General features: G+C 67.8%; 13 protein-coding genes. 9 read left to right on the forward strand and 4 right to left on the reverse strand.

Annotated features, from left to right (window positions below):
- Positions 1 to 20 precede the first annotated feature (20 nt).
- Complete coding sequence (locus ACTJIL_RS10885) at positions 21 to 326, forward strand: hypothetical protein (RefSeq protein WP_440755528.1); 306 nt, start codon at positions 21 to 23, stop codon at positions 324 to 326.
- 50 nt (positions 327 to 376) lie between these two features.
- Positions 377 to 2,914: a hypothetical protein gene (locus ACTJIL_RS10890; protein WP_440755529.1), complete on the forward strand. Its 2,538-nt coding sequence runs from the start codon at positions 377 to 379 to the stop codon at positions 2,912 to 2,914.
- A gap of 164 nt (positions 2,915 to 3,078) precedes the next feature.
- Here ACTJIL_RS10890 and ACTJIL_RS10895 read toward each other — a convergent pair whose 3' ends face one another.
- The 3 genes from ACTJIL_RS10895 to groES form a co-directional block, all read right to left on the reverse strand.
- A complete protein-coding gene (locus ACTJIL_RS10895; protein WP_440755530.1) occupies positions 3,079 to 3,687 on the reverse strand; it encodes a DUF6445 family protein in 609 nt (202 codons plus the stop codon).
- Between the two features lie 128 nt (positions 3,688 to 3,815).
- Positions 3,816 to 5,456: a chaperonin GroEL gene (gene groL / locus ACTJIL_RS10900; RefSeq protein WP_440755531.1), complete on the reverse strand. Its 1,641-nt coding sequence runs from the start codon at positions 5,454 to 5,456 to the stop codon at positions 3,816 to 3,818.
- A 144-nt stretch (positions 5,457 to 5,600) separates the two neighbouring features.
- The gene (groES, locus tag ACTJIL_RS10905) at positions 5,601 to 5,888 is read right to left on the reverse strand and encodes a co-chaperone GroES (RefSeq protein ID WP_440755532.1); all 288 of its coding nucleotides are present in this window, start codon (positions 5,886 to 5,888) and stop codon (positions 5,601 to 5,603) included.
- Between the two features lie 292 nt (positions 5,889 to 6,180).
- On the opposite strand from groES, the gene ACTJIL_RS10910 reads away from it, so the two are divergent.
- The 7 genes from ACTJIL_RS10910 to accC all read left to right on the forward strand — a co-directional run bounded on the left by ACTJIL_RS10910 (position 6,181) and on the right by accC (position 14,118).
- The gene (locus tag ACTJIL_RS10910; RefSeq protein ID WP_440755533.1) at positions 6,181 to 7,947 is read left to right on the forward strand and encodes an endonuclease; all 1,767 of its coding nucleotides are present in this window, start codon (positions 6,181 to 6,183) and stop codon (positions 7,945 to 7,947) included.
- Between the two features lie 58 nt (positions 7,948 to 8,005).
- Positions 8,006 to 8,347, forward strand: coding sequence for a divalent-cation tolerance protein CutA (gene cutA, locus ACTJIL_RS10915; protein WP_440755534.1), 342 nt, complete (start codon positions 8,006 to 8,008; stop codon positions 8,345 to 8,347).
- Between the two features lie 4 nt (positions 8,348 to 8,351).
- On the forward strand, positions 8,352 to 10,871 hold the full coding sequence (gene dsbD / locus ACTJIL_RS10920) for a protein-disulfide reductase DsbD (protein WP_440755535.1): 2,520 nt from the start codon (positions 8,352 to 8,354) through the stop codon (positions 10,869 to 10,871).
- Between the two features lie 13 nt (positions 10,872 to 10,884).
- Positions 10,885 to 11,481 carry a TlpA family protein disulfide reductase gene (locus ACTJIL_RS10925; protein ID WP_440755536.1) on the forward strand — a complete coding sequence of 199 codons (597 nt, stop codon included), beginning with the start codon at positions 10,885 to 10,887 and terminating at the stop codon, positions 11,479 to 11,481.
- Positions 11,482 to 11,702: 221 nt separating this feature from the next.
- Entirely contained in the window at positions 11,703 to 12,167 is a 465-nt protein-coding gene (aroQ, locus tag ACTJIL_RS10930; RefSeq protein WP_440755537.1) for a type II 3-dehydroquinate dehydratase, read from the forward strand.
- 90 nt (positions 12,168 to 12,257) lie between these two features.
- Complete coding sequence (gene accB / locus ACTJIL_RS10935; RefSeq protein ID WP_440755538.1) at positions 12,258 to 12,740, forward strand: acetyl-CoA carboxylase biotin carboxyl carrier protein; 483 nt, start codon at positions 12,258 to 12,260, stop codon at positions 12,738 to 12,740.
- A 10-nt stretch (positions 12,741 to 12,750) separates the two neighbouring features.
- Positions 12,751 to 14,118, forward strand: coding sequence for an acetyl-CoA carboxylase biotin carboxylase subunit (gene accC / locus ACTJIL_RS10940; RefSeq protein ID WP_440755539.1), 1,368 nt, complete (start codon positions 12,751 to 12,753; stop codon positions 14,116 to 14,118).
- Between the two features lie 11 nt (positions 14,119 to 14,129).
- Here the strand turns inward: accC and ACTJIL_RS10945 are convergent, their stop codons facing one another.
- Positions 14,130 to 15,404, reverse strand: coding sequence for a hypothetical protein (locus tag ACTJIL_RS10945; RefSeq protein WP_440755540.1), 1,275 nt, complete (start codon positions 15,402 to 15,404; stop codon positions 14,130 to 14,132).
- Positions 15,405 to 15,475 lie beyond the last annotated feature (71 nt).

The raw sequence follows: 15,475 nt of genomic DNA on the forward strand, positions 1-15,475 counted from the left end.
CGAGCCTCTCCTACGGCGACATGCGGCACGACTGCACGCTCACCGTCGCGAAGTCCGACCGGCAGACCTCCGCCAGCATCAAGATCGACACCCCCCGGCGCCTGGCCTACGTGAAAGGGCACTTCACCGTGCAGCAGGGCTCGGTGCGGGTTGCGCTCAAGGGCAATGCCGGCAGCAAGACGGAGGTGATGGTCAGCCCGGGCAACCCGGGCACGCTGGAGGGCACCGTGCGCCTGCGCCGCGATGGCGGCAGCTTCCAACTGCACTTCTCGCCGGTGGGTGAGTTCGCCGGTCTCCAGGGCCAGTTCTCCTACGAGGCCCGCTGAGCCACCCGCGGCCTCCGCAAGCCTCACCTCTTCCCGAACGGAACCACGACATGTCGACGGACTGGAACACCACGCTTGCACGCATCGCAAGCGCCATCGGCAGCGGCCTGCTGTGGCTGGGCAGGCATTTGCTGGCGCTGCTCGTCGTCGTCGGCAGGTTCATCGTGCTGCGGGCGATTCCCGCCCTCTGGGCGTGGCTGCGCGGCACCGCGTTCCCGGCACTGCACCGGTTTTACCTGTGGCTGCCGCATCGGCGGCTCGTTGTGGCCACCGCTTTTCTGCTGATTGCGGCGGGCGGGCTGTGGATGTTCAAGGCCACCCCGCCTGTGACCGGAAGCGATGCGGGCAATCACGAGCCGATCCAGGTCGCCACGCGCGAAGCCCGGCTCGTCGACCAGTTACTGTCGGACGACTGGCAGGCGCAGAAGGCGGCCACGCGCACCATACTCGAAGCGGTCGGCGCGCAAATGGTGGCCGACGACGTGCTGGTTCCGGACGGCGACGGCCTGTTCGTCACCTCGCCGGAGCTGGTGATGCTGGCAATGGACGGTGCCCGCAAGACCACCACCTCGCGCCTCACCCTGGCCGAACTGGCGTTCATGCTGCAGGACTTTGGTTTTCCTTTCCCGGAAGATCAGCTGCCGCCCAAAGTGCTGGAAAACGGCGTGCGGACGTGGGTGCAGAAATCACTCCAAGACCCCCGGCTGCCCGGTGCGGCCTCCGCGCGCTTCCTGCACGCGATGGCTGCGCGGCAAATGGCGCCGATCGACCTGGCGTCGCCGGACTGGAGGGCGGAACAGCACGCCCTCACGCACCTGGAACTGTTCGCGTTCTTCGCCGCCTTCGCCGACGGCTCTCCAGGCGTGTCCCAGCAGGCTGCAAGCCACAGGCGAGTCGCCCTTCCCGGCATGAACGCGGTTGCGGCAGCGTCCGGACACCTGCTGGACGCCGTCGTTCCCGCAGCCCATGCGAGCGGCAGCCAGAGCACCGAGTGCTCGCCGCTGGCGGACCACTACAAAAAGATGGGGAAAAAACTCGATTTCGAACAGAACAACAAGACCATGGAGGCGGTACTCAACGTCTTCGGAAACGCGGCCGACGGTGCGGGATCGATCGGAAAAGCAGCTGCCAAGGCACTGGAAGCGATCAACTACGCGTTCAAGGTGCAGAAGCTGATGCTGCTCTACAGCTCGATCGACATGCGCCTCACCGCCGACACGGATTTCGTGCACAAGCCGCATCCCGGCGAAGCGGACAAGGAGGTGACGTTCAAGGTCACCGTGGGCATGGATGAGGAAAAGTACCGTGAGTTCGTGCAGAAACTGAATTCATCGGAAAGCGGCAAGGCGTTGAAGGCCTGCCTCGCCTCCCTGGGCCTGCCCTCGCCTTCGGACATGGCGGACATCATCAAGGAAATGAAGGACTGGGAAGTCGAATGGCGCCTGGATGGCGGCAACAGCATGTGGACCATGTTCGAGACCGGCCATGCGTCCTGGGACCGGGAGAAGAACGGCTTCACCGGCCCCAACCACTCGCGCGAAAAGCTGAGCCCCATCGACGCCACCCACGTCGGCGCGGATTTCATCGTGGACATCGCGCGCGAGACCCTCGACACCGGCGACATCCTCAGCGCCAACGTCACCGGGCAGGCCATCCTGCGCACCGACGGCACGATGCCGGGAACCGAAGTCGCAGACTCGCTCAAATCCGCCTGGAAAACATGGATGGACGGCGACTCCGCCGGCGCGTGGGGCCTTCTCGGCACGGTGCTCGGCGGCCTTGGCACTACCCAAACCGAGGTGGCCAGCAACTGGGCGCGGCGGATCCTGGATCCCGCAGTGTTTTCCAACATCACCGTGGCCTATCACAAGGAAGTCATCCCCGATTACACCTACGAGGGCACGGTGTCGGCGGTCTTCCATTCGGTCGACAACAGCAAGAGCAGCTACCGCCGCGACGAAGATTATGAAAAAAGCGAAGTGTCCCGGCACAGCCAGGGCTCGCTGACCGCCAACGTCCGCACCATCCGCATGACGCCCTACATGAAGAACGAGGGCACCGACGTCTGGGAGATGGAGGGAGACGGCAAGGTTTCGGGTTCCTACCAATACACGTCCAAGAGGGATGCCCTGGTCTCCTGCAACGGGGTCATGCTGAAGCAGAGGAAGGAAATGCGAAAGGAAAGCGGCAGAGGCGGGAGTTCCGCGTCCGGCACATACTCGATGCGGCTCGAGCAAAGCGGCAACCGGATGCGGGGAGGTGACTACCAGCTCCGCGTGATACTGATGGGTGCCGGGGTCACCGTTCCCTATCACTATTCCTATACCGACACCGGGCAGGCGGGCTGCGAATTTTCCGTCCGCAATGGTTGGAGTCGCAACGGCAACGAGGAAAAGTCGACGAGCGTGGGCACCACGGGCGGGTTCAGCCACGTCATCAAGCTCGAGGGGCTGTACCCCGAGACCATCCGCGGACGGGAGACCGTGGCCGAAACGCCGCGCTCCTCCAGCGATGGCACGAACTCGAGTCACGAGGAACGCGCCACCACCTGGTCGTGGAACCTGCGGCGCGTCGATCCGCCTGACTGATGCACAAGGCGATGGAGCGCATGCCCGGGCCCCATGTGCTTTCACGATGCCACGCACGCGTCCGCGGGATACCCCGGAACCGGAAGCCCCACGGCGCTGCGGGGCTTCGTTCATTTCAACTGCACGGCAGGCAAGGCGCACGGCAACCGTGACGCCGTGTTCGCTCAGCCCGCGGCGAAGAACATCAGGTACACCAGCCGCCCGTTCTCGGGCCGGTCGCCGAACGCCTCGCCCGCGGTGTGCCAAAGCCACGGCCGCAGCAACACCAGCCGGTTGAAGCGCATCGGCACGCGCATGGTCATTTCCCACTTCGAATCGTCGGTGCCGTCGCGATCGATGACGTCGCGGAACATCTCGTGGCGCGAGGTGTAGCCCATCGCCGCCAGCTCGGCGTCGTCGTAGGGCGCGCGCTCGGTGTTGGTGGGGATGTGGCGGAAGAACTCGGTGCCGCCGCGGCAATCCTCGGGCCGGCTCAGGTACAGGATCCCGGACCAGTGCGACGAGTCCACGTGCACCTTGGCCCGGCCGACATCGCCGGCCAGGGTGATCCGGAACTTGGCGTGCGACTGCGTCGGCGGCATCGGCTTGAGCGGCTCGCCGACCAGCCGCGACACCGCCTCGTCCAGGCCACCGATTTCCATCCGCTGCGCCGAGTTGCGGCCGGGAAACGCGCCCTGCTGCTCCGGGTAGGTGAGCCCGAGCCCGGCCTCGCGCAGGCCCTTGGCATCCGCGGGGCCGAGGAAATCGTCGACGATGATCAATGATGTTGGCATGGCGCGCAGCCTAGCCCCCGTGGCCGGGGTTGCTCAAGCCGGATCGCGCGACGTGCTGCGCGCGCAAACAAAAACCCCGCCTCGCGGCGGGGTTTTCGATGTTGCAGTTGAAGCGATTGGCGCGTGGATCAGAACCCCATGCCGCCCATGTCGCCCATGCCGCCGCCGCCCGGCATCGCCGGCTCTTCCTTCTTCGGCAGCTCGGCCACCATCGCTTCGGTGGTGATCATCAGGCCGGCGATCGAGGCCGCGTTCTGCAGCGCCGAACGGGTGACCTTGGTCGGGTCCAGGATGCCGAACGCGATCATGTCGCCGTACTCGCCGGTCGCGGCGTTGTAGCCGTAGTTGCCCTTGCCGTCCTTGACCTTGTTGAGCACGACCGACGGCTCTTCGCCGCAGTTGGCGACGATCTCGCGCAGCGGCGCTTCCATCGCGCGCAGGGCGATCACGATGCCGTGGTTCTGGTCTTCGTTGATGCCCTTGAGCTCACCGATAGCCTGCAGCGCGCGCACCAGGGCCACGCCGCCGCCCGGGACCACGCCTTCTTCCACCGCTGCGCGCGTGGCGTGCAGGGCGTCTTCGACGCGGGCCTTCTTTTCCTTCATTTCGATCTCGGTCGAGGCGCCGACCTTGATCACCGCAACGCCGCCGGCCAGCTTGGCCACGCGTTCCTGCAGCTTCTCGCGGTCGTAGTCCGAAGAGGTCTCTTCGATCTGCGCCTTGATCTGCTTGATGCGGCCTTCGATGCCACCGGTCTCGCCGGCGCCGTCGATGATCGTGGTGTTTTCCTTGGTGACCTGGATCTTCTTCGCGCGGCCGAGGTCCTTGATCGTGGCCTTCTCGAGCGAGAGGCCCACTTCCTCGGAGATCACGGTGCCGCCGGTGAGGATCGCCATGTCTTCAAGCATCGCCTTGCGACGGTCGCCGAAGCCCGGGGCCTTGACGGCGCAGACCTTGACGATGCCGCGGATGGTGTTGACCACCAGGGTCGCCAGCGCTTCGCCTTCGACTTCCTCGGCGACGATCAGCAGCGGCTTGCCGCTCTTGGCCACGCCTTCGAGCACGGGCAGCAGGTCGCGGACGTTGGAGATCTTCTTGTCGTGCAGCAGGATGAAGGGGTCGTCCAGCTCGGCCGACATCGACTGCTGGTTGTTGATGAAGTACGGCGACAGGTAGCCGCGGTCGAACTGCATGCCCTCGACGACGTCGAGTTCGTTGTCCAGGCCCGAGCCTTCTTCAACGGTGATCACGCCTTCCTTGCCGACCTTCTTCATCGCGTCGGCGATGATCGTGCCGATCGACTCGTCCGAGTTGGCCGAGATCGTGCCGACCTGGGCGATCGCCTTGTCGTCGGCGGTGGGCTTGGACAGGTTCTTGAGCTCGACGACGGCGGCCTTGACGGCCTGGTCGATGCCGCGCTTGAGGTCCATCGGGTTCATGCCGGCGGCAACCGCCTTGGCGCCTTCGCGGATCAGCGCCTGGGCCAGCACGGTGGCGGTGGTGGTGCCGTCACCGGCGTTGTCGGAGGTCTTGGAAGCGACTTCCTTGACCATCTGCGCGCCCATGTTCTCGAACTTGTCGGCGAGCTCGATCTCCTTGGCGACGGACACGCCGTCCTTGGTGATCGTGGGGGCGCCGTAGCTCTTCTCGAGCACGACGTTGCGGCCCTTCGGGCCGAGGGTGGCCTTGACGGCATTGGCGAGCACGTTGACGCCGCGCACCATCTTTGCGCGCGCGTCCTCACCGAAACGGATTTCCTTGGCGGACATTTGGAGTTACCTCAAAGAACGGGAATGGGAATAAGGGGAATGAGGGGAACGACGGCTTGCGGGAGCGGGGGCGGCGGCGGGAATGCCGGAAACGACGGCGTGTCGCTCCCCATTCCCTGCATGCCCCTCATTCCCGCGGCGCGATCAGCCCAGCACCGCGAGGATGTCGTCTTCGCGCACGATCTTGTATTCGACGCCTTCGAGCTTGTAGGCGCTGCCCGAGTACTGGCCGTAGATGACCTTGTCGCCGACCTTGACCTTGGGCGCGCGCAGCTGGCCGTTGTCCAGCGCCTTGCCTTCGCCCACGGCAACCACTTCGCCCTTGGTGGGCTTTTCCTTGGCGTTGTCGGGGATGACGATGCCACCGGCGGTCACTTCGTCGGCTTCGATCGGCTTGATGACCACGCGGTCATAGAGCGGCTTGAGATTCATTGAAATCCTCACAAGTGATTGATTGTTTTGGGGAAAACGCTGGAGCGGGCGCGGATTCTAGCAGTCGCATGAAAGGAGTGCCAAGACCGCGGGCGAACAAAACCCGGTGTCACCGGGATGCCGCTGAGATGGGGCGGCCGGCAGGGCTTTCAAGGGCCGGCGGTGAAATCGCCTCCATGTCCCATTTCCGGCAATCGCCCGGCCGAACCCGGCCGCGCATAGGGTCGCCCCGGATGGCGACGCCCCGCCGGGCGCCGGCACGATGCCCGGATCATCCTTCCGGAACCTCGCCATGGCCCTTGCCGTCGCCCGACCCGTCCACCTCCTGCTCGCCGGCAGCCTGCTGCTGGCCTGTGGCAGCGGCCACGCCGCAGTCTTCATCAACGAGCTGCACTACGACAACGACGGCAGCGACAGCGGCGAGCGGATCGAGGTGGTCGCTACCGACGGCGAGAGCCTGTCCGGCTACCGGATTCACCTCTACAACGGCGGCAGTTCGCCGGGCAATGCCAGCGTCTACAGCAACACCGCGGTTCCCACCGGCAGCGTCACCAACTGCGGCGGCAGCGTGCGGATCGCCACCGTGGCCTACCCGCGAGACGGCCTGCAGAACGGCGCCAACGATGCCATCGCCCTGGTCGATGCGGGCGGCCAGGTGGTGCAGTTCCTCGGCTACGAGGGCAGCGTCACAGCCGGCAACGGCCCGGCCGCGGGCCTGACCAGCGACAGCCTGCCGGTGGCCGAGAACAGCAGCACGCCGGTCGGCACCTCGCTGCAGCTGCGCGGCAACGGCAGTGGCTACGACGACTTCAGCTGGGCCGGCTCGTCGGCGCACAGCTTCGGCGCCTGCAACGCCGGCCAGAGCTTCAGCGGCGGCGGCAACCCGGCGCCGATCCTCGTCTCCACGACGCCCGCCGACGGCGCCACCGGCTTCCCGGCCGCGGGCGACCTGCAGGTGGTGTTCAACGAAGTGGTGAGCGCGGCCAGCGGCGCGTTCGCGCTGGCCTGCGATGTGTCCGGCAGCGTGACGCTGTCATACCCGGCCTCGGGCGGCAGCTTCACCCTGTCCACCAGCACCGCGCTGCACGGCGGCGAACACTGCGTGCTGTCGATCGACGCGGCGAGGATCAGCGACGACGGCGGCGCGCATCCGGGCACCAGCGCATCGATCGGCTTCGACGTTGCCGATGGCGGCGGCGGTGGCGGGGACGACGACTACTACGCGCGCGTCAACACCTCCAACGCGCAGCAACTGCGCTGCTCGCTGCACCAGACCATCCGCGGCCACACCGTCTACCCGTACAGCGGCAGCAACAGCACCTGGACGATCCTGGAGATCGCCGACGAGGACCCGGCCAATCCCGGCCGCATCCTCGATGCCTACCGCAACCGCAGCTACGCCAAGGGCAGCGACCGGGCCGGCACCGGGTCCGGGCTGACCTACAACCGCGAGCACAGCTGGCCCAACTCGCTGGGCTTCAGCAGCTCCGGCGGCGACAGGGGCCTGCCCAACGCGCCCTATACCGACACCCACATGCTCTATCTCACCGACGCGGCCTACAACAGCGATCGCGGCAACAAGCCCTACGCCGCCTGCCCGGCTTCGGCCAACTGCGGCGCGCGCGCCACCGAGGCCAACAACGGCAGCGGCGGCGGCAGCGACGCCGGTGATTCCAACTGGGTGAAGGGCCCGGACGGCAACGGCGGTTCGTTCGAGGTCTGGGACAAGCGCAAGGGCGACATGGCGCGCGCGGTGATGTACATGGCGATCCGCTACGAGGGTGGCAAGGACATCCACAGCGGCCAGTCCGAACCCGACCTGGAGCTCACCGACATCCGCAGCAAGATCGTCAAGACCTCGGGTTCGCCGGCCTACATGGGCCTGTTGTCGACCCTGCTGGCCTGGCACCAGGCCGACCCGCCGGATACCGCCGAGCGCGAACGCAATGAAGTGATCTACAGCTTCCAGGGCAACCGCAATCCCTTCGTCGACCACCCCGAATGGGCCACGCAGGGCCTGTTCGAGTCCACCAAACCGGCGACCTGCCAGCTGAACTGACCCCGGCGGCGGGTCCGCCCCGGCATGGCCCCGTACGGCAATCCGTACAATCGGGGCCATGCCACACGCCGTCATTGCGTTCTGCACCTGCCCCGACGCCGCCACCGCCTCGCGCATCGCCGAGGCGCTGGTCGGTGAGCGCCTGGCCGCCTGCGTCAGCGTGCTGCCGGGCGTGCAGTCGGTGTACCGGTGGCGCGGTGCTGTGGAACGCGCCGACGAGGTGCAGCTGCTGATCAAGACCGTGGCCGCGCGCATGCCCGAGCTCGCGGAACGGATCGTTGCGCTGCATCCGTACGAACTCCCGGAAGTGGTCGCGGTCGAAGCCGCCGCCGGCCTGCCGGCCTACCTGGAATGGATCTCCGCCCAAGTCACGCCGGACGCCGGTGGACAGGAGCCCTGAGCACGTGATCCCGAAGTCGTTCGCAACCCGCTGGCCGCGTTTCGCCGCCGCCGTCGCCCTTTCCCTTGCCTGCATCGCGCCCGCGCTGGCCGCGATCGACGAGGACGACCTGCTGCCGGTCGACCAGGCGTTCGTGCTGACCGCGAAGGCGACCTCCGCCAACCGCATCGCGCTCGACTGGAAGATCGCCGACGGCTACTACCTGTACCGGCACCGGACCAAGGCGGTCGCGGCCGACGGCAGCCGGCTGGGCGGTCTCGACCTGCCGCGCGGCACGCCGCACGACGACGAGTTCTTCGGCCGGGTCGAGACCTTCCGCAAGCGTCTTGCCGGCAGCGTGCCGGTGCAGGCGGCCGACGGCGGCAAGGTGTCGTTGAAGGTGAGTTACCAGGGCTGCGCGGATGCCGGCGTGTGCTATCCGCCGCAGACGCGGACGCTGACCGTGGCGATGCCGGCTGGCACCGCAGATGTAGGAGCGGCTGAAGCCGCGAGCCCTTCGGGGGACCTTTCCGGCCGGCAAAAGCTCGCGACTTCCGCCGCTCCTACGGGGAGCTCGGGAGATGCAGGCTTCGCGGCGCTGGGCAAGTCGCTGGGCCAGCCACGCGGCGGCGTTCCGCTGGATGGCAACGCCGACGCGCTGCCGCTGCCACCCGAACAGGCCTTCGGCTTCGACGCCATCGCCGACGGCGGCAACGCGCTGCTGCTGCGCTTCACCCCGGCGCCTGGGTATTACCTGTATCGCGACAACACCACCCTGAAGCTGGCCGCCGATGGCATCGCGCTCGAGAAGCCGCGCTGGCCGCAGGGCAAGCCGTATCGCGACGAACACTTCGGCCAGGTGGTGGTGTATTTCGACCAGGTCGAGGTGCCAGTGCCGCTGCGGCGCACGCAGGCGACCGCACAACAGGTCACGCTGACCGCCACCTTCCAGGGCTGCCAGGACGAAGGCATCTGCTACCCGCCGATGACGCGCACGGTGCGGATCGCGCTGCCGGCGGGGGTGGTGGGTGTCGCAGCCGCCGGGGGAAACCCCATCCCCACCCCAGCCCTCCCCTTGAAGGGGAGGGAGCAAGGGCCGGTGGCTTCGGATACCACTGCAACAACCGCCCCTTCCCTAAAGCCCTCCCCTTCAAGGGGAGGGTTGGGTGGGGATGGGTTTCCCGCCGCGACCAACAAGGCGCCCGCGAGCGACGTATCGACGACCGCCGCCGATTCGAGTGACGAACTGGCCGAAGACACCCGCCTGGCCGCCGGCCTGTCCGGCTCGGGCCGCTGGCTGACCCTGCTGTGGTTCTTCCTCGGCGGCCTGGGCCTGGCGTTCACGCCCTGCGTGCTGCCGATGATTCCGATCCTGTCGGGCCTGATCGCCGGCGCCGGCACGCGCATCGGCACGCGGCGCGCGCTGTGGCTGTCGTTCGTCTACGTGCTGGCCAGCGCGCTGGTGTTCACCGCAGCCGGCGTCATCGCCGGGCTGGTGGGCGCCAACCTGCAGGCCGCGTTCCAGGTGCCGTGGGTGCTGGTGCTGTTCGCGCTGCTGTTCGTGGCGCTGGCGCTGTCGTCGTTCGGCCTGTACGAACTGCAGCTGCCGGCGGCATTGCGGGCGAAGCTTGGCGGTGTCAGCGACCGCCAGCGCGGCGGCTCCCTGATGGGCGTGGCCGCGATGGGCGCGCTGTCGGCGCTGATCGTCGGCCCCTGCGTGGCGCCGCCATTGGCCGCGGCCGTGCTCTACATCAGCCAGAGCCAGGATCCGGCGTTCGGCGGGCTGGCGCTGTTCCTGCTGGCGATGGGCATGGGCCTGCCGCTGCTGGCGTTCGGCGCGGCCGCGGGGCGCGGCATGCCGACCAGCGGTCCGTGGATGACCGGCGTGCAGCGCGTGTTCGGCTTCGTGTTCCTGGCGCTGGCGGCGTGGATGCTGTCGCGGATCGTGCCCGGGCCGGTGACGCTGGCGCTGTTCGGGGTGATCGCGCTGGCCGCGGCAGCGTGGGCATTCAACGGCACGCGCGGCGAGAGCGAGCGCCTGCGCTGGTTCGCCCGCTTCGCCGGCCTGCTGCTGGCGGTGATCGGCACCGCGGAACTGTTCGGCGCACTGGCCGGCAGCCGCAACCCGCTGCAGCCGCTGGCCGGCTTCGGCGGCGGACAGGCCGCGCAGGCCGAGCTCGCGTTCCGCATGATCAAGTCCAGCGACGACCTCGACCGCGAACTGGCCGCCGCGCAGGCCGCGGGCACGCCGGTACTGTTCGACTTCTATGCCGACTGGTGCGTGTCGTGCAAGGAAATGGAGGCCTACACCTTCACCGACCCATCGGTGCAGGCGGCGCTGGCCGACGTGGTGTTGCTCAAGGCCGACGTCACCGCCAATGACGAAATCGACCAGGCGCTGATGCAGCGATTCGGCATCATCGGCCCGCCGGCGACGCTGTTCTTCAACGGCTCGCCGGAGGAGCGCCGCGGGCTGCGGCTGGTCGGCTTCGAGAAGGCCGCGCCGTTCGTCGAACGCGTCCGGCGCGCGACCGGAGCGCAGTAATGGGCGCGCGGTCATGAACTCGGGAACGAAGATCGTGCTGGTGGCACTGGCCGCCGGTGCACTGGGCGTCGTCGCCAGCCTCGTGATGAACGGTCCCGGCCCGCTGCTGGGCACCGAAGTCGGGCAGCGTGTGGTGCAGGAGGCCTACAAGGCCACCACGCCCGCGCCGCCGGCGGGCGTGACGGTCGCTAGCCGCGGCGACAGGATCCCGGCCTTCACCGTGCCCGGCCTGGACGGCCAGCCGGTCGACGTCTCCACGGCGTGGGCCGGCCGGCCGCTGCTGATCAACATCTGGGCCAGCTGGTGCGGACCGTGCATCGAGGAAATGCCGGAACTGCAGCGATTCCACGCCGAGCAGGGCGCGAATGGCGTGCAGGTGGTCGGCATTGCGCTGGATGACGCGGACGCGGTGCGGGACTTCCTGCGGCGCATCCCGGTGGACTATCCGATCCTGGTCGATGCCGCCGGCCCGGCCGACGCCGGCGTGCGCCTGGGCAATCCCAAGGGCGTGCTGCCGTATTCGATACTGGTGTCCAAGGACGGCGTGCTGCTCAAGCAGCGCATCGGGCCGTTCCAACATGGCGAGATCGACAGCTGGGCCCGGCCCTGACCTTGGCCCTTGCAGGAGCGGTTTCAGCCGCGAGCTCTTCCTTCATCAGGCAAACCCGCAGAAGCTCGCGGCTGAAGCCGCTCCTACGGGAGCGCCGCGGCGGCGCCCTAGAGCCAAAACTCAAACAAGCGCTTAAATTGCGCTAATGGGCAAAACTTCGGCGATCTGGACAGCATCCGCCGCTTCGCGCAGACTGGCCGCCCGTTTCGTCCCGCGTCCCCATGGCCAAGCTGCTGGTCCTGCACGGTCCCAACCTCAACCTGCTCGGCACGCGCGAGCCGGAGGTCTATGGCCGCACGACGCTGGACGAGATCGATGCCGACCTGCAGGCGCGGGCACTGGAGAAGGGCCATGAGCTGGACAGTTTCCAGTCCAACGCCGAGCACGCCCTGGTCGACCGCGTCCAGGCCGCCCGCGACGACGGCACCGACTTCATCCTGATCAACCCGGCCGGCCTCACCCACACCTCGGTCGCCCTGCGCGACGCGCTGGCGGCGGTGGCGATCCCGTTCATCGAGGTCCACCTGTCCAACCCGCACGCCCGCGAGCCGTTCCGCCGCCAGAGCTATTTCAGCGACCTGGCCGTCGGCGTCGTCTGCGGCTTCGGTGCGCTCGGCTACGGGTTGGCGCTGGTCGCCGCGGCGCGCCAGCTGGAAGACGCGGCCCGCGACGGAGCCCCCGCGTGAGCCGCCGCCAGGACCGCGCGCGCCGCTGACGCCGCACACAGACACCGGTCCGCAAGCGCGGACAGCCACGACAAACCACGAGAGGCCTTCATGGACCTGCGCAAGATCAAGAAACTCATCGACCTGCTCGAGGAATCCAACCTCGCCGAGATCGAGATCAAGGAGGGCGAGGAGTCGGTGCGCCTGGCACGCACGCCTTCGGGCACCGCGCCGATGGCCTATGCGCCCGCGCCGGCCTACGCCGAAGCGCCGCGTCCGCAGCCGGCGATGCCGATGCAGTCGCCGGTCGACGCCGCCACCGGCGGGCGCCCGGCCGAGGGCGGCCCCGCCCTGCCCGACGGCCACGTCGTGCGCGCGCCGATGGTCGGCACCTACTACGCCTCGCCCGCGCCGGACAAGCCGGCCTTCGTCACCGTCGGCCAGTCGGTCAAGGCCGGCGAGACGCTGGGCATCATCGAGGCGATGAAGATGTTCAACCCGATCGAGGCCGACGTCGCCGGTACCGTGCTCGCGATCCAGTGCGAGAGCGGGCAGCCGGTGGAATTCGACCAGCCGCTGTTCGTGATCGGCTGAGGCGCGGGCGATGCTGGACAAGGTAGTAATCGCCAACCGCGGCGAGATCGCGCTGCGCATCCTGCGCGCGTGCCACGCCCTGGGCATCCGCACGGTCGCGGTGCATTCCACCGTCGACCGCAACCTCAAGCACGTGGCAATGGCCGACGAGTCGGTGTGCATCGGGCCGGCGCCATCGTCCGAGAGCTACCTCAACATGGCCTCGATCATCGCCGCGGCCGAGGTCACCGACGCGCAGGCCATCCATCCCGGCTACGGCTTCCTCAGCGAGAACGCCGACTTCGCCGAGCGCGTCGAGCAATCCGGCTTCATCTTCATCGGGCCCAAGGCCGACACCATCCGCCTGATGGGCGACAAGGTCGAGGCGATCCGCGCGATGAAGGCCGCGGGCGTGCCCTGCGTGCCGGGCAGCGGCGGGCCGCTGGGCGACGACAACGAGGCCAACCTCGCGATCGCGCGCGAGATCGGCTACCCGGTGATCGTCAAGGCCGCCGGCGGCGGCGGCGGCCGCGGCATGCGCGTGGTGCATACCGAGGCCGCGCTCAACAACGCCATCGCCACCACCAAGTCGGAGGCCAAGGCCGCGTTCGGCAACGACATGGTGTACATGGAGAAGTTCCTCGAGAACCCGCGCCACGTCGAGATCCAGGTGCTGGCCGACGGCCAGGGCAACGCGATCCACCTCGGCGAGCGCGACTGCTCGATGCAGCGCCGCCACCAGAAGGTGGTGGAGGAAGCACCCGCCCCCGGCATCACCGACGAGCAGCGCGCCGAGATCGGCAAGGTCTGCACCGAAGCCTGCGTGCGCATCGGCTATCGCGGCGCCGGCACGTTCGAGTTCCTGTACGAGAACGGCCGCTTCTACTTCATCGAAATGAACACGCGCGTGCAGGTCGAGCATCCGGTCACCGAGATGGTCACCGGCATCGACCTGGTGCGCGAACAGCTGATGGTCGCCGCGGGCCACAAGCTGTCGATCAAGCAGAGCGACGTGGTGCTGCGCGGCCACGCGATCGAATGCCGCATCAACGCCGAGGACCCCGAGACCTTCATGCCCTCGCCGGGCCTGATCCAGCATTTCCACGCCCCCGGCGGCCCCGGCGTGCGGGTGGATTCGCACATCTACGAAGGCTATCGCGTGCCGCCGAACTACGACTCGATGATCGGCAAGCTGATCGTCCACGGCGCCGACCGCGAACAGGCGATCTGCCGCATGCGCGTGGCGCTGAGCGAAATGGTCGTCGACGGCATCAAGACCAACATCCCGCTGCAGCAGCGCATCCTCGCCGACGGCGGCTTCGGCCAGGGCGGCCAGAATATCCACTACCTCGAGAAGCGCCTGGCCGAACGCAAGGACAAGGCGCTGTCGATCGGGTGAGGCGTGCGCTGTCAGTCCCGGGCTTCGTGCTTGCGCAGCTTGAGGGTCCAGCCAACCGGGTTGATCGGGATCTCCACCACTGCGCCCGGTGACGCGGCCTCGAACTGCATCGCATGTGAGCGGAAATCGAGGTCTGCATAGGGCTTGACGACCCAACTGGCCGGAATCGCCACCAGCAGCACCATGGCCAGCAGCAGTCGCGCCGGCCAGCGTACTGCACGGTGTCCGTCGCGGAACGCGAGCCACAGAAGCGATCCGTGGAAGGCGACGATCGGGATGAATGCATAGCGCCCCCCTGCACCCGGATTCTGGAACACCGGCCACTGGGGCGCAGTACTCGAAATCTGCGGAGCAAGCAGCGCAGCGGTGAAGAGCGCAGCCCCCATGAATACCAGTCCCGGCAGTAGCCGACCCGGCGTCAAAAGCGCCCTGGCGAACACGCCGGCCACCAGCAGCGCGCCTGCGAGGGGCAGGACGATGCCCTGTTGCCACACGCCCGCATGGAACAGCTTCGTCGCCCAGAGGTCTCCAAGCAGGCCCGCTGCCGCGATCTGCCCACCCACGATCCGCAGCAGCCCCGTCCATGACGCCCCCAGCGGCGCTGCCGTGCGCGTCGTGTCGCCGGTCATGGCGATTGCATACAGCTGGGCGAGCGCTGCCGCGGCAAGAATCGCCAGCAGCACGAACGAACGCAGGTTGCGTTCGCGATGCCAGCGCCACAGCGCGACCGGTCCGAGGAACAACGCGAATGGCCCGCTCATCCCGCACAGCGCGACGAGCGCGACGTCGAACGTCTTGCGCCAGGCGCCCACCCACGAGCCCATGCACAACACCAGCAGCGCCGACAACGCCAGGTGCCAGTGGATGTTGGTGACGTTGGCGAACACCTCGAACGAGTAAGGGTGCGCGAGATACAGAAAGCTGGCCAGCAGCCTCATCCCCGCATGCGGGACCAGCTCGCATCCACGCGCCGAATTGAGCAGCACGACCGGCAGGATCCGGAACGACAGCGCCGCGAGGTTGAACAACAACGGCGCGTGCGCCAAGGCAACCGGCAGGCTGAGCAGCGCGATCAACTTCGAAACGGTCTGGAAATAGCCGTTCTGCGGCAACAGCAGGCACTGCCAGCCAAGCTCGTAGGCCTGGCGATACCAGATCACGCCATCCTCCGCCCAGAACTGGGCATTGAGCACTGCGTCGGGCTTCCGGCTCAGCAACAACAGGAACGCTGCCGCAGCGATGACAAGCAACATGGACCAGCGCGGCCCCGCAAGTGTCCGATCCAAGCAACATCCTCCTTCCCGCTCCCGGCCTGACAGCATGCAGCAGTCACGCCGCATGCGCGACAATGGAAACC

It is taken from the genome of Luteimonas sp. 22616, from assembly GCF_052044325.1.
Taxonomy (GTDB): Bacteria; Pseudomonadota; Gammaproteobacteria; order Xanthomonadales; family Xanthomonadaceae; genus Luteimonas.